The sequence below is a fragment of the Rhodococcus sp. UNC23MFCrub1.1 genome (assembly GCF_000686025.1).
In the GTDB taxonomy this organism is placed as follows: domain Bacteria; phylum Actinomycetota; class Actinomycetes; order Mycobacteriales; family Mycobacteriaceae; genus Rhodococcoides.
Map to the genome: position 1 here is coordinate 496,489 of NZ_JMLQ01000003.1, position 15,001 is coordinate 511,489.

Here is a 15,001-nt window from a genome sequence, read left to right on the forward strand (position 1 = left end):
TCGTATGAGCAACCCGTTCGGTGACGTCGGCACCGCGAAGTACGTCCTCCTGACCACGTTCACCAAGGACGGCACCCCCAAGCCGACACCCATCTGGGCGGCCCTCGACGGGGATCGGCTCCTCATGTGGACTCAGCGGGAGTCGTGGAAGGTCAAGCGGATCCGCAACACGCCGCGCGTCACGGTCGCGACCTGCGATCGCAGTGGAAAGAACGTGGGCCCGGCCATGGACGCTGTCGCCGAGGTGCTGGACGACGCCGGCACCGCGCGTACCCGCGACGTGGTGATCGAGAAGTACGGCATCACCGGCCGCATCGCCGTCACGATGAGCTCCCTGTTCAAGGGCAAGAGCAGCACCGTCGGGTTGGCGTTACGCGTCGCCTGACAGCACACATTTTCTGTCGATGACGTCACCGTCTGGCAACTCAAGGTCGCGCAGATTTTAGATAGGACGAGAACACGCGGGCACCTGTGCCGGGCTGGAGAGTCTGTGCCAAGGTGGCCACGGCGCGGCTCACCGTCGGACCATCAAAAGTCTTTAACAGAAACCTGCAAAGCGCGCCGATCAGTGGGTCTACCTCGGTCGCACCTGGGTAGTGCTCCGCACAAAGTGCGTCTGATACTTCGATAATTCGCTCGGTTATCCGCCCTGCGCCCGATGGAATGTCCGACAGATCTGGTAGTTCGGCGACCCGGTTCAACGATGCGAAATAAGAATCTGTGGAAAGAATTGTCCATACAAGAAGTGCAGAAACAACCGCAGGGCGCGCCGATGGTTCCGTAGACGTGGCCAACCCTGCGGCGGCGGCTCGCGTCCATGCGACTACATCGTCCACATTCACGTCATTGGGCAACGAGCGGATCAGGCTTCGGAACTCACCAAAAGACTTCGATACATCGTCCCATGCTGCGGGCCGTGATATTGCTAGTGCGAGCGCACCGTCGGTCTTCCACTCCGCTTTTTGGGCAAGCATGAACCAAGGCTCATGAATAGGAAGATCGACGACGAAATGGTCGCGCAGTGAATCGGTTGCGATCTTCAGTGCATCTCTTGACCCAACTACTCTAAGCAAATCCAAAGTTCCGAATGCTTTGACACCCATCAGTCTTGCTAGTCGACGTATTACAACGTCGTCGGCCCAAACGGGCAAACCGTTCTCTTGAGCGATAGTTATCACATTTAGCCACTGGTTTCGCTTCATGGAAGTATCAGTGTTCTGCACTGGAAGACGTTCAATGTTGCGCCAAATTTCATTGGCTTCACGGGCATACGATTTAGCATCCTCGTGCGAAAGCGCGAACATCACAGGACGTTGTTCCTGAGTGTCCCATCCCAATGTGGTTGTCGACAGAAGAGAGAGGCTTGCACGGGCCCGCGCGACGTCTTGCCGGACGGATGCTGGAACTGTAACCGTGTCCATATGAGCCGCCAACTTCCGGAATGGTTGATCCGTCCATGGAGCGACTACTAGGGCGGTGGTGTCGACAACAACTCGTCCACCGATCGAGGACCGCGCCGCTTCGACACCTGCCTCGGAGTCGCCAGAGACTGCTAGGACTAAGCCCAAATCGCGCCGAATCATGCTCTCGACACAAGAACGACCGGCAGCTTCCGCGAGCATAGCGAGCGGGAATCGCCCTTCCCTTACCCCGCGTGCCAATTCGTCAACTGCATTGCTCTGCGAAGCACTGTTTCTTAAGAACTCAACGAGGGGGCCGAGATCATCATCCACGAGCGTTATTTGGGTAATTGATGCTCTTTCCCCGTGTTTCGTGAAATAAGCCTCCATGTACTGGCGAAAATCAGAAATCTGAAGTTCGGTGAAACTTGGATCAGGGGCCGTAAGAATAATGGAAATCGCCGCAGCAGCTATTTGCTCATCATCAGCCCAGTCGGCGGCAGCTCGCATTAACATCGAAAACAACTTCGCGTCGCCGAGATCTACGGTTGAGGCCGGGTCTACATCTGTCGGTGCATGTTGTTCCCGGCTAATCGACGACTTTAATATTGCCAGGAAGAGCTGAGCTTTTTCGCGCGCCGAAAAACTTATCGCGGGAGCATTGACAAGAGTGCCTAACGCTTTTGTGTGTTGATTAAGAAAGTACAGTGCCTCCGCGATTCTCCAGTGTTCTATTTCAAGAACCGGCAAATCACGCTGTTGATATTTTTCCAGGAGCTGATTAGTGTATTTGATCACCTCATACCACTTGCCATCTTCGTAGGCTATGTATTGGAGCGCGCGCAGTGCGGTGAGCGTCATGGCAGATTGATGCCAACCAACGAGAACGTCTTGTGCGATTTGGCGTGCGTGGGACAAAAGCCCGTTGTCCATTGCGATCGTCAGTGCCTGCGCTGCCAGCGTGGCATCACCGCGGGCGGCCCCCTCGTCCACGAATAACTCAACGGCCTTGGCTGCCTGACCTACTGCAACCAACGCTTCGGCGTGTGCTTCGAGAACAAGCTCACTACGTTCAAGGCCACGTAATAGTGGTAAAGCAGTTTCTGGCTTGCCCTGACTAAGTAGTACTCGTGCTTGCAAGACATTCGAGAGATCGCCGTCTATCTCACCAATTTCCTCAGTCTTTGCCTTTACTATACGTTGCTCTGACATGCTGAGGGATTCGAACTTTCGGGATAGGGCCATCAACGCCTGAAAGCTCGCGTGGTGTCGACCCGCTGCATGTTCAAGTGCCTCGAAGAGCGCTTCCTTCGCTTCGGTATCCATCTGTGGTCGTACGAGAAGGATCGATGCACGCATGAGCGCGCCTTCCGCGCGGTCTGGATTCTCGGCGGCTAAAGCCAAGGCCAAGTCGTCCCGACCGGAAGACTTGGCGATGAATGCTGCAAGTCGAACCACCTCAGGATCGCGCGACTCTTTGTGTGAAGCGACGCCGTCAGGCGCAGCTAAAAGTAACTTCAGCGCGCCAGAATAATCACCTTGTATTGATCGCGCTCGTGCTGCAACGGCCAGGGCGCTCGCGGAGGATCCGTGCCACGAGATGAGCGCGTCGCGAACCTGAAGCGCCTGTGACTCGACGAGTCTTGCCCGTCGTGAGACTTCGTCGTCCATGTCAGAGGCAGTTCGTCCCACCATGGACACCAGCACGCCGAGCATGGTCTGGGCTTCTGTCAGTTGCGTCCCCTCGGTATTCGGAGACAGGGTGCGTGCCCATTGCGCGAGTTGCAGACCGTCATCGGCGAGGTCTCGGGTCACCGGATTACCGCGCATACGGTGTGCAGCCAACCCCGACTGAATGCCTAAGTGGTCGGCAGATCCAGGATCAAGCATCATCAGCGCAAGTTGTCGAAGAAGTGTCGCCGCTACCAAGTTGCGAATGAGGGGGTTCATTCTAATTGCCACGGTTTTTGATCGCGAGGCAAAAGACGAGTCTGCGGGCGGTTTTAATCCCAGATCTGCGATAGCTTGCTCGGCGAATGACTTGGCCTCAACCAGCTTATTGTTGATCGCGGAGATGTAGAACGCTACGACATTGCCAAATCGTTCAAGCGTTGGGGCGTCGAAATTGGGAGGGCTGGAACTAAACTTCACCTCGTCGTTTTTGGGTTCGTCTAACGCGGTGCCAGTGGACAGTCGTTGAATCCAACCGGTCAGTTTGAAATATGCAAATCCATCGTCATCGCCTGTTAATTTCGCGGCTTCCGCAGCCAGTTCAAATCCGCGTTCGACAACATTTGAGCCGGCTATGTGGGCAAGGGTCGACACAAGGGCCCAACCGTCACCGGTATCGTCTTCACGGAGCCACGCTGGCGGTCGATGGAGAGCACGACTGAACCATGTGGCCGCGGTAGTGCCCGAACCGCGCATCTGTTCCAACGCAGCAGTCGCTGCGTCCGCCCTGGCCGACGAGCGGTCCCTGAGCCTGTCCATCCAAATCTGCGCAGATCCGGGCAAGGGAGTAGGTGGCGGTACATGCTGGTCGGCGGACGGATCGGGAACAGGATGCACTCTGCCATGGCCGCGCTTGAAGTCGTCGGGATGGGCGAACTTGAGGATGTCGCGAAACAGCCTCGCGGCGTTTCCTGCGGCCGCTGGCTGTGATTCGTCGTTGCCGGCGGCGTCCTTGTCTCCGATGAAGTCCGAGATCCCACGCACCGCGAGGACAGGCAGGTCGTGTATGTCCGAACCTGCGGCGAGTCCGAATGACTCCATATCGCAGGCGGCGGCGTTCTGAAACCGGCGTCTTATTTCGCGGAGCATTGGCCCGTTCGGATCCGTCTGCACTGCCTCCACGGAGACGATCGGCGAAACGAATGCATGGGCACTGTTCGCACTAAAGTATTGGCTGCGAATAGTGGGTGTCCATTCACTTTCGGCGATGCAGGCTTTGACGACTCCTAGTAGCGGCGCTGGCACATGGTAGGTACTGTCTCGGCCGAGCAGTTGGCTGCCGGATTCGCTCGGTACCTGTTTGCCGATGTACGGATTGTGAATGGCGCTTGCGACTATCACGTCTGACATACGGTGGTCATCAGGTTTGAGGCCGCCAGCGACGCCTACGAATGCCACTAAATTGGCATCGAGCTCACTGGCGGCGAGCCCCACCAACGCGGCCGATGGTGCGTTCCCCATTCCCGCACGACCGAGGTAGACTGTCCAGTCGATGTGATCCCCAGGAATCTCACCAACGACCATTGGTAGGTGACGAACTCGGACCTTTTTCGGATTAACGAGTCGGTTGTAGACCTCGGTGTGCTCAAGATCGATCGCCGTCACCACGAGTGCGGTCCGACGGTCAGAGGCACCGTTCAATTCCGGCATGTCGCTGACGTTTGCGGTGGTGGTCCATCGAAGTGATCTCCCATGCTGCGTCGACCTGACTAGATCCCGGCTTTGCAAAGTCCGTAGCAGTCGGTTCGCAGTGTTCGGTGCAACGTCAAGGATGTCGGCGACATTTCGGCCCGTCAGTGGATCACTAGAACGGCGCAGCATTCGGAGTACGTCGAGTTCGCGATCTGTCAAGGCCATGCGGCAACTCTGACATGCGAACACTGAATGTGCAAGCAAAACGTATAGCTGCACATAGAACTATCGGGAGCTTTCGTGGCACGAGTGGCCTCCGGTGGACGTCGACGGCGGGTGATCAGATTGGCGAGCTAGCAGGGGTGTAGAGCCCTCGCTGCGACAGGAGTGCGACGGTGACGATGAATCGTCCACATCCGCGACTCCCACGGCAACGACTACCTCACCGCACCCGGCGAATGAGGCCCCTCCTACTGGGCCGCGCTCACGGACGACATGTGGAAGTCGGGGATCCGCATCGGGGGCATCGCTGCGCGGGTGAACCAGTCCGACCACTCACGCGGCAGGGTGGGAACTGTCGTACCCGCCTCTGTCGCGCGGCGCAGGATGTCGAGCGGGCTCTCGTTGAACCGGAAGTTGTTCACGGCAGCAGTCACTCGGCCGTCCTCCACCAGGTAGACGCCGTCCCGCGTCAACCCGGTGAGGAGCATGGTCGTCGGGTCCACCTCGCGGATGTACCAGAGGGTCGTCAACAAGAGTCCGCGTTCGGTGCGCGCGACGAGGTCGTCGACGGAACCGCCGGCGCCGCCCACCATGACGAGGTTGTCACCGGGCACAGTGGGTGTGGCCCCGAATTCTGCTGCGGCGGAACGTGGGTAGGCAAGGGAGGTGATTGCACCGTCGCGGATCCAGTCGGTGCGGCCGGCGTCCATTCCGTTGTCGAACACCGACACCGCGTCGCTCGAGGATCCGGTGACCACGAACGGGGCGTACTCGAGGCCGTTCTCGGACGGGTCGGAGTACAGCGTGAGACCGAGGTGTCCGAGCACCTCACCGACGCGGGTGCCGCCGCCGGGAGCGGACAGGGCGGTGCGGCCCTCCTGCGCGCCCCGGCCGTCCATCGACCACAGCAGATCGATCATCAGATCGGCGACCGCGGACGGTGGGAGGATCGTCTCGTAGCGTCCCGCGGGAAGGTCGACGGTCCGGGCGGACCAGTCGAGCCGGCGCGTCAGTTCGGCCAGGGACGCATCCAGATCGATGTCGCGGAAGTCTCGGGTACCGGTGCCCACCCAGGCACTGGCACCGCCCGAGAGACCACCCCTCTTACCGTTGATCTCGAGCGACCCGACAGGTTCGACGACGCGCCGCCGCACCCCGGTGGACGTGCCCAGCCACACGGTACGGACCGTGTGATGCGCGAAGCCGTACAACGCATCGGCTCCGTCGAATCCCCGCGCCAGGCCGGGTACCACGGAGTCGAACACGTCGATCCCCGTGCGGAGCGGGACGTCGCCCCATCCGGAGTCCGGCGTCGGGGCGCCCTCGACGAGGGGCATCGCATCGGTGGCGGGCTGAGCCGCACGAGCGGCGTCCTCGGCGGCTGCCACGACGCCGGCGACATCATCCGGATCCATGCTCGTGGACGAGACCGTTCCCACCCGCGCCGCCGTGCCGTCCCGCACGATCGAGACGACGGTCCAGGACCTCGAGTCACCCACGCCGTTGGTGGTCATCGAGTTCCCGGCCCACCGCAGGGATGCCTCCGAGATGTCGGCGACGATCACGACGGTGTCCGAGACGGTGGCGTACGACAGCGCACGCTCCACCAGATCGTGGCCGCCGAGGGGAGTGCTGACGCTCACTGACCCGCCTCCGTTCGTGTGTTGAGGACGTTGACCGAACGGAAGAGAGCAACGGGGCAGCCGTGCGACACCGCCGCCACCTGACCGGGCTGCGCCTTGCCGCAGTTGAACGCGCCGCCCAGACGCCACGTGGACGGTCCGCCCACCACCTCCATCGAGCCCCAGAAATCGGTGGTCGTCGCCTGGTACGCCAGGTCCCGGACCTGGCCGGCGAGAGCCCCGTTCTCGATGCGGAAGAAGCGCTGGCCGGTGAACTGGAAGTTGTAGCGCTGCATGTCGATCGACCACGACTTGTCACCCACCACATAGACGCCGTGCTCGACGTCGGCGATGAGATCGTCCACGCTGCGATCGACGTGCGGGTCCGGTTGCAGCGAGACGTTGGCCATTCGCTGGATCGGGACGTGGTGGGGCGAGTCCGCGTACGAGCACCCGTTCGACCGCTCGAGCCCGAGGCGGGGGGCGAACACCCTGTCCAGCTGGTAGCCGACGAGAACCCCGTCGCGCACCAGATCCCACGACTGCGAGGCCACGCCGTCGTCGTCCCACCCGATGCTGGACAACCCGTGGCGTTCGGTGCGGTCGGCGGTCACATGCATCGACTCACTGCCGTAGCGCAGCGTGCCGAGCTGGTCGGGCGTCGCGAAGGACGTTCCGGCGTAGGCGGCCTCGTAGCCGATGGCTCGGTCGTATTCCGTGGCGTGGCCGATGGACTCGTGGATGGTGAGCCACAGGTTGGTCGGGTCGATCACCAGATCGGTGAGACCCGGCTCCACGCCGGGGGCCTTCGTCTTCTCGGCGAGCCAGTCGGGGATGCGCGAGAGTTCGTCGTCCCAGTCCCACAGTCCGTCGGCGCCGGTCCCGTCGGAGGTCAGGTACTCCCAGCCACGTCCCGTCGGGGGAGCGAGGGTGCGCATCGAATCGAAGCCACCCGACGCGGAATCGACGGACACGGCGTCGACATGCGGGTGGAGTCGCACCCGTTGCTGCGTGATGCGCGACCCGGCGAGGTCGGCGTAGAACGACTGCTCCTTGACCTGCAGCACGGAGGCACTCACGTGGTCGACGCCGTCCGAGGCAAGCAGACGGCCGGAGTACTCGCCCAGCAGATCGACCTTGTCGGTGGTGGGGACGTCGAAGGGATCGATCTCGTAGTCCGACACCCACGACACGTTCTCGTACACCGGCTCGGAGGCGAGCACGACGGGATCCCGGTTCAGGTCGCGCAACGCCTGCGCGACGAGCACGGCGCGCGAGGTGACGGAGACGGCCTCGTCCACCGACAGCACCGCGCCGGACGCGAAGCCCCAGGTGCCGTCGACGATCACCCGGACCGCGAGGCCGAGCGTCGTCGCCTCGACACTCGACTGCACCTCGCCGTCGCGGAGAGCGAGCGACTGCGTCCGCAAGCGATGCACCCGCAGATCCGCATGCGTGGCACCGGACGCACGTGCCGCTGTCAGCGCCGCGTCCGCGAGCGCGTGCAGTGGCAGGGCGACGAAATCGCTGTCGACGTCTCTCACATCGGTGACGCTAGCCGAACTGTTGCCACCCGAGTCGGATGACGAGCGCGAACACCACCACCAGCAACACGATGCGCACGAACCCGGCGCCCCGCGAGATCGCCATGCGTGAGCCGACCAGCGAGCCCGCGACGTTCGCGGCGGCCATGGCGAGGCCGAGCAACCACAGGACGTCGTCGGTCGCCGAGAAGTACAGGAGGGCGCCGATGTTGGATCCCAGATTCAGCACCTTCGCCATCGCCGCGCTGCGCACGAACTCGGTGCCGAGCAGGGTGGCGAACGTGATGATGAGGAAGGTGCCGGTGCCCGGACCGAGGATGCCGTCGTAGAACCCGATGGCGACGGCGGCCACCACCACCACGATGGTGATGCGGCGGCGCGTCGGCGGATCACCCACCACGATGCCGACGGTGGGGCGCAGCGTCACCAGCACCGCGACGCCGACCAGCACCACCAGCACGATGGGGATGAAGAGGTCCTTGTCGATGAGGCTGACGGTGGCGGCGCCGAACGCCGCGCCGACCGCGGCCACCACTCCGGCGGGTGCGAGGAGCCGCCAGTTCATCGGGACCTTGCGGGAGAAGGTCAGCACCGCGGCGGTGGTGCCGGCGACGGAGGCCAGCTTGTTGGTGGCCAGCACGGTCTGCTGGGTCGTGGCCGCCGGCGTGACCAACAGGAGTGCGGGCAGCAGGATGAGCCCGCCGCCACCGACCACGGCGTCCACCCAACCCGCCGCCAGCGCGGCAGCCAGCAACACCGACCAGTCACCAGCACCCATGGCGGACATTCGATCACAGCTCCCGCGCTACGCTTCGACCACGATGCGCCGATTCAGCGAATGGCTCCGCCACCGTCCGTTCGCGGTCGACTGTGCGCTGGCGGTGTCACTCTTCCTCATCGAGCTCACGGCCGTCGCTGCCGTGGAGCAGCCACTCGTCTACGTGGCGATGGCGGTCGCCGTGTCCACGCCGATCGCCTGGCGCCGCCGCTACCCGGTGGCCGCCGCCTGGACGGCGCTCGCACTCGGCCAGGTCGCGACTCTGATGGTGTGGGCATCGGAGGAACCGCGCACGCTGCCGCCCGGGCAGCTCGGCTTCGTGGTGATGCTCTACACGCTGGCCGTGTACACCGACCGGCGCACGACCCTCCTCTTCGCGCTGGGCCTCGCGGCCGACATCGTCGTCGTGCGACTCGTGCTCGGGTCCGACTGGACCTCCACCATCTTCTTCGTCCTCCTCTACGCCCTGGCCTACATCACGGCGGAGTTCCTCGGGACTCGCCGGGCCTACGTCGCCGAGGTCAGCGCACGGCTCGCCGTCGCCGAATCCGATCGTGACCGACGCGCCGTCGAGGCGGTGTCCGCCGAGCGCACCCGCATCGCCCGCGAACTGCACGACGTGGTGGCCCACGCGGTGAGCGTCATGATCGTGCAGGCGGACGGGGCGTCCTACGCGCTGCGGTCGGACCCGGAGCGGGCCGCGGCGGCACTCGCGAACATCTCCGCGACCGGCCGCACCGCACTCACCGAACTCCGACGCACGGTGTCGCTGTTGCGGACCGACGAGTCGTCCGAGTCCCACCCCGAGTACGGCACCGCGGCCCTCGCCAAGATCGTGGAGTTGATGCGCGCCGCCGGGCTGCGGGTGTCCATCGAGCAGACGGGCGAACTCGACGACCTGCCGCCGGCGGTGTCGCTCGGGGTGCACCGGCTGGTGCAGGAATCGCTCACCAATGTGCTGCGCCACGGCGGTGAGCGGCCCCGAGCCGTGGTGGCCGTGCGCCGCGAACCGTCCGCGGTGACGGTGTCGGTGATCAATTCCTCGGACGACACCGGCCCGGCCGTCGACATCCACGCCGCACCCACCACCAGCGGCTTCGGCGTCATCGGCATGCGCGAACGTGTCGCCGTGCTGGGCGGAGAGCTCCGCGCCGGTCCGCTGCCGGACGGCCGGTGGCGCGTGGCCGCGACGCTGCCCCTCGAATTGAAGGCCGCGCTGGGCGTCGACCAGGACCACCCGGACCGCTAGGTTGTCTCCCGTGTCCATCTCGGTGCTCCTGGTCGACGATCAGGAACTGATGCGCATGGGTCTGTCGATGGTTCTCGGCGCGCAGCCCGACATCGACGTGGTGGGCGACGTGCCCGACGGTGCCTCCGCGATCGCCGCGGCCGCGCGCCTCGAACCGGACGTCGTGCTGATGGACGTCCGCATGCCCGGTATCGACGGTGTCTCGGCCACCGAACGCATCATCGCGGCGCAACCCGAGGTGCGGGTCATCGTCATGACGACCTTCGACCTGGACGAACACGCCCTGGGCGCACTGCGTGCCGGTGCCAGCGGATTTCTCCTCAAGGACACGCCTCCGGAGGACCTCGTGTCCGCGATCCGCAGCGTGGCGGCAGGGGACGCCGTCGTCTCGCCGCGGGTGACCCGACGTCTGCTCTCCCGCATCGTCGCCGGGCAACCGCGCGATGTTCCCGGACGATCGGCAGCCGTCGAATCGCTCACCGACCGTGAGCGCGAGGTGCTGCTGCTCATCGCCGCCGGCAAGTCGAACGCCGAGATCGCGGGTGAGCTGTTCCTGTCCGAGGCGACCGTCAAGACCCACGTCGGCCGCATGCTCACCAAGCTCGGGCTACGCGATCGCGTCCAGGCCGTCGTGCTCGCCTACGAGCTTGGACTGGTCACTCCGGGCGCCTGACCGGCCGGGAGAAAAACGAGGCGGTCGCGCGTTGACACGGCAGACGGGTTCGACCAGTCGCCGAAAGGACTCCCGCGATGCCACTGCTCTACTTCTTCCTCTACCTCGTCGTCGAGATCAGCGCCCTCGTGTGGCTCGGCTCGGCGATCGGCATCCTGTGGACGGTGTTCGTGGTGATCGCACTGTCCGCTCTGGGCATGGTCGCGATCCGCTCCCAGGGTCGGCGCGTGCTCTCGGAACTGCGCTCGGCCAACGCCGGACGCCGCTCACCCGGCGGCGCGGTCGCGGACGGTGCGCTCGTGGCCCTCGGCTCGGTCCTGCTGACGATTCCCGGTCTCGTCTCGAGCGTCCTCGGCCTGCTGCTGATGATCCCGCTGACCCGCGCGCTGCTTCGTCCGGTCATCGCGCGGTCCGCCGCCCGGCGCGTCGAGACGGCCGTGGCCTCGGGCCGTACGTTCCCGCCCGGCGGTTTCGGGCCGCAGGGATTCGGGCCGCAGGGTTTCGGGGCCGGTCACGTGGTCATCGACGACGACGTGATGCCGGACCGCGGGAATTCGGCCCCTCGCGACACGCGCGGTGTGATCGACGGCACCACCGGCCGCGACGAGCGCTGACCCCCGACACCCCGGCCGCCCGACACCGGGCACACTGGCGAGCGTGAGTACGCATCTGCTGGTCGGCGGACGGATCTACAGCCCGTCCGCGCCCGACGCGACAGCCATGGCCGTCACCGACGGCACCGTCGTCTGGATCGGTGAGGATCGCCCCGCGCGGGCGCTTCATCCCGACGCCGAGGTGGTGGAACTGAACGGGGAGTTCGTGACTCCCGCGTTCGTGGACACCCACGTCCACACCACCGCCACCGGTCTGGCGCTCATCGGACTCGATCTGAGCGGCGCTCGGTCTCTCGACGAGTGCCTGCGTGCTCTCGCGGCGTACGCGGCCGAGGACGGGGGCACCCTGATCTGGGGGCAGAACTGGGACGAGTCGACGTGGCCGGAGGGGCGCGGCCCCACCACCGCGGAGCTCGACGCCGCAGCACCCGGACGGGCCGTGTACCTCTCGCGCATCGACGCGCACTCCGCGGCGTGCTCGACGGTGCTGCGTCGCGCCGCCGGGGACGTGGTCGCCACCGCAGATCCGCAACGGCCGCTCATCGCGGAGGCGCACCATGCCGTGCGCACCCGGGCGCTGGACCTGCTGAGCCCCGCGGGCCGGCACCGCGCCCGCGTCGCCGCGCTCGATCATGCTGCCGCGCACGGGGTCGCCGCCGTGCACGAGTGCGCCGGCCCCGACATCTCCGGCCGCGTCGACCTGGCCGAACTCCTCGCCCTCGAGCACGGCGTCGAGGTGCGCGCCTACTGGGGCGAGGCCGTCTCGACCCCGGACGAGGCGACGGCACTCCTGGCCGCGACCGGCGCGCACGCCCTGGGCGGCGACCTCTTCGTCGACGGTTCGATCGGCTCGCACACCGCCTGGCTGCACGACCACTATGCTGACCACTCCGGTTGCGGCCGTTCGTATCTCGACGTCGACGTGATCGCGGCGCACGTCTCCGCCTGCACGCGGGCCGGGATCCAGGCCGGCTTCCACGTCATCGGCGACGCCGCCACCAGTGCCGTGGTCGAGGCGTTCGGGCGGGTCGTGGCCGAGCTCGGCGGCCCCGCCGTGGCGTCTCGCGGCCATCGCCTCGAGCACATCGAGATGGTGTCGTCCGAGCAGGCCGACGCCCTCGCGGCGTGGGGTGTCATCGCGAGCGTGCAACCGGTGTTCGACACCTACTGGGGCGGTGAGGAGGGCCTGTACGCCACCCGACTCGGCGCGGAGCGCGCTCGCGCACTCAACCCGCTGGCGATGATGGCGTCCGCCGGGGTGTCGCTGGCCATCGGGTCGGACGCACCCGTCACGCCGCTCGAGCCGTGGCGCGGTGTCCGCGGAGCGGTCAACCACCGCACACCGGGCAGTGCCGTCTCGCCCCGCGCCGCGTTCTCCGCGGCCACGCGCGGCGCCTGGCGCGCCGGGGGAGTGCGCGACGGCCTGGCCGGCACGCTGGTGCCGGGCGCGCCGGCCAGCTATGCGGTGTGGGACGCCGCGGAACTGGTCGTGAGCGCACCACGGGACTCGGTGCAGCGCTGGTCCACCGACCCGCGGTCACGAGTTCCGGCCCTGCCTCGCCTCGATCCCGAGGCGCCGGACCCGGTGTGCCTGGAGACCGTGCACCGCGGCACCACGGTGTACCGCGCGTGAGCGTTCCCGCTCGACTGATCCCACCCGCGCGGCTCGCTCTCTCGGCCGGCGCCGGCGCGCTCCTGTTCGCGTCGTTCCCACCGCGATCACTGTGGTTTCTCGCACCCGTCGCCCTGGCGCTCGTCACGTTCGTCCTGACCGAGCGGCGGGTCGACGATCCGGCGCGCGCCCTGTCGCTGAAGGGCGGCTTCCTGTACGGGTTCGCTTTCGGCCTCGGCTTCTTCCTGCCGCTGCTCCCGTGGATCGGCGTGTACGTCGGACCGCTGCCGTGGATCGCGCTCGCCGTCGCGGAGTCACTGTTCCTCGGTCTGTTCGGACTGCTCGCCGTGGTGGTGTCCCGCCTACCGTTCGCCGCGGTGTGGATCACCATGGTGTGGTCACTGACGGAATGGTTGCGCAGCACGGTCCCGTTCGGCGGATTCCCCTGGGGCCGTCTGGCCTTCGGTCAGTCCGAATCACCCCTGCTTCCGCTGGCCGCACTCGGCGGCGCCCCGCTGCTCAGCGCCGCGGTGGCACTGATCGGTGTGTGCCTGACGCTGCTGTGCAGGACGGTGCGCACCGGCTTCGCCGTCACCTCGGTCGCCGGGCTGGTCGCGCTCGCCGCCGTGGCGCCGGTCGTCGCACTCGTCGTGCGCCCCACGCTCGCGGGTCCACAGGACGGTGAGGACACGATCACCATCGCGGCCATCCAGGGCAGCGTTCCCCGGCTGGGCCTCGACTTCAACGCGCAACGCCGCCAGGTGCTCGACAACCACGTGAACGAGACTCTCCGGCTGGCGGAGGAGGTCGAGGCGGGGCGGACCCCGAAGCCCGACGTCGTCATCTGGCCGGAGAACGCGTCGGACGTCGATCCCACCCGCGACGCGACCGCAGCGGCCGAGATCACGGCCGCCTCCGTCCGGATCGACGCACCGATTCTCGTGGGCGCGGTGCTGTCGAATGCCGACGGCACCTCCACCAACTCGGTCATCGCCTGGGACGGAGCCGCCGGACCGGGGGAGCGCCACGACAAGAAGATCGTCCAACCGTTCGGGGAGTATCTGCCGTACCGCAGCTTCTTCCGGCTGTTCTCCTTGTACGCCGACTCGGCGGGCAACTTCGTGCCCGGCGACGGCGACGGCGTCGTGCACGTGCCCGCCGGCACGGATCGCGAGCAGCGGGCTCTCGCGGTGGGTGTCGCGACCTGCTACGAGGTGGCCTTCGACCGCGCACCCACCGAGGCGGTGCGCGCCGGCGCCCAGATTCTCGCGGTGCCCACCAACAACGCGACCTTCGGCGACACGGAGATGACCTACCAGCAGCTGGCCATGTCGCGAGTCCGGGCGGTGGAGCACTCGAGGACCGTCGTGGTCGCCGCCACCAGCGGGGTCAGCGCCGTCATCGCGCCCGATGGTTCCGTGACCTCTCGGACCGCTCTCTTCGACGCCGACCATCTGGTCGCCACGGTGGGTCTGCGCACCGACACCACACTCGCGACGCGGCTGGGATCCACCGTCGAGTACGTGTTCGTGGCCCTCGGCGTCCTGAGTGTGATCGGCGCCACGATACCGAACGTTCGACGGCGCCGGGCCCGCTGACCGGGCACACGGCTCCGCGTCCGCTGGTCGGGGCGGTCTTTCCGCACTTTTCGTGATCTGTCACCGCGATGGACGTAACGTTTCGGGTCCGCAAACCGAGAAGTTGGTAAGTCTCACCCATCCACGACGGGTGGTTGAGCGAATGCCACATACAGCTCAGTACAGAGTGCGACCACGGTCGGGGACACCGGAAGTCACACACAGCACGCAGACGTGCGGCCGAATCGGCCGCGGCGTCGATGCTCTCTGCGTCCGTTCGGTGGAAGTGTGCGTCGTCTCGCACAGCCCGGGGAGCAGGACCGCTCCTCGGCCACGGGACCGACGAG

At 65.8% G+C, this 15,001-nt stretch carries 10 protein-coding genes and 1 pseudogene; 6 read left to right on the top strand and 5 right to left on the bottom strand.

What is annotated here, in order from left to right; genetic code table 11:
• The first annotated feature begins 4 nt into the window (after window positions 1-4).
• A complete protein-coding gene (locus BR07_RS0110275; RefSeq protein ID WP_027505380.1) occupies window positions 5-385 on the top strand; it encodes a PPOX class F420-dependent oxidoreductase in 381 nt (126 codons plus the stop codon).
• Between the two features lie 40 nt (window positions 386-425).
• On the opposite strand, the gene BR07_RS26560 is transcribed toward BR07_RS0110275, so the two are convergent.
• From BR07_RS26560 to BR07_RS0110300, 5 genes and pseudogenes are all read right to left on the bottom strand, one after another.
• The gene (locus tag BR07_RS26560; RefSeq protein WP_231476280.1) at window positions 426-4,781 is read right to left on the bottom strand and encodes a phosphorylase family protein; all 4,356 of its coding nucleotides are present in this window, start codon (window positions 4,779-4,781) and stop codon (window positions 426-428) included.
• 63 nt (window positions 4,782-4,844) lie between these two features.
• Window positions 4,845-4,988: pseudogene (locus BR07_RS27875) on the bottom strand (helix-turn-helix domain-containing protein); the annotation flags it as partial.
• A gap of 245 nt (window positions 4,989-5,233) precedes the next feature.
• Window positions 5,234-6,628, bottom strand: coding sequence for a metallopeptidase TldD-related protein (locus BR07_RS0110290; protein ID WP_027505382.1), 1,395 nt, complete (start codon window positions 6,626-6,628; stop codon window positions 5,234-5,236).
• Complete coding sequence (locus BR07_RS0110295; protein WP_027505383.1) at window positions 6,625-8,151, bottom strand: TldD/PmbA family protein; 1,527 nt, start codon at window positions 8,149-8,151, stop codon at window positions 6,625-6,627. Before BR07_RS0110295 ends, BR07_RS0110290 begins: the two co-directional genes overlap by 4 nt.
• Window positions 8,152-8,161: 10 nt before the next feature.
• A complete protein-coding gene (locus BR07_RS0110300) occupies window positions 8,162-8,929 on the bottom strand; it encodes a TSUP family transporter (RefSeq protein ID WP_027505384.1) in 768 nt (255 codons plus the stop codon).
• Window positions 8,930-8,972: 43 nt separating this feature from the next.
• On the opposite strand from BR07_RS0110300, the gene BR07_RS24085 reads away from it, so the two are divergent.
• The 5 genes from BR07_RS24085 (at window position 8,973) to lnt (ending at window position 14,675) form a co-directional block, all read left to right on the top strand.
• A complete protein-coding gene (locus BR07_RS24085; protein ID WP_051613278.1) occupies window positions 8,973-10,178 on the top strand; it encodes a sensor histidine kinase in 1,206 nt (401 codons plus the stop codon).
• Between the two features lie 10 nt (window positions 10,179-10,188).
• Window positions 10,189-10,851, top strand: a complete 663-nt coding sequence (locus BR07_RS0110310) for a response regulator (protein WP_027505385.1) — start codon at window positions 10,189-10,191, stop codon at window positions 10,849-10,851.
• A gap of 77 nt (window positions 10,852-10,928) precedes the next feature.
• Complete coding sequence (locus BR07_RS24090) at window positions 10,929-11,465, top strand: FxsA family protein (protein ID WP_037185404.1); 537 nt, start codon at window positions 10,929-10,931, stop codon at window positions 11,463-11,465.
• A gap of 43 nt (window positions 11,466-11,508) precedes the next feature.
• A complete protein-coding gene (locus BR07_RS0110320; protein WP_027505386.1) occupies window positions 11,509-13,098 on the top strand; it encodes an amidohydrolase in 1,590 nt (529 codons plus the stop codon).
• Window positions 13,095-14,675 carry an apolipoprotein N-acyltransferase gene (lnt, locus tag BR07_RS0110325; RefSeq protein WP_051613279.1) on the top strand — a complete coding sequence of 527 codons (1,581 nt, stop codon included), beginning with the start codon at window positions 13,095-13,097 and terminating at the stop codon, window positions 14,673-14,675. Before BR07_RS0110320 ends, lnt begins: the two co-directional genes overlap by 4 nt.
• The last annotated feature ends 326 nt before the right edge of the window (window positions 14,676-15,001 follow it).

Bases quoted from the DNA above. Each gene is read 5' to 3' on its own strand.
- BR07_RS0110275 (WP_027505380.1), top strand. From the start codon at position 5: ATGAGCAACCCGTTCGGTGACGTCGGCACCGCGAAGTACGTCCTCCTG.
- BR07_RS26560 (WP_231476280.1), bottom strand. From the start codon at position 4,781: ATGCCGGAATTGAACGGTGCCTCTGACCGTCGGACCGCACTCGTGGTG.
- BR07_RS0110300 (WP_027505384.1), bottom strand. From the start codon at position 8,929: ATGGGTGCTGGTGACTGGTCGGTGTTGCTGGCTGCCGCGCTGGCGGCG.
- BR07_RS24085 (WP_051613278.1), top strand. From the start codon at position 8,973: ATGCGCCGATTCAGCGAATGGCTCCGCCACCGTCCGTTCGCGGTCGAC.
- BR07_RS24090 (WP_037185404.1), top strand. From the start codon at position 10,929: ATGCCACTGCTCTACTTCTTCCTCTACCTCGTCGTCGAGATCAGCGCC.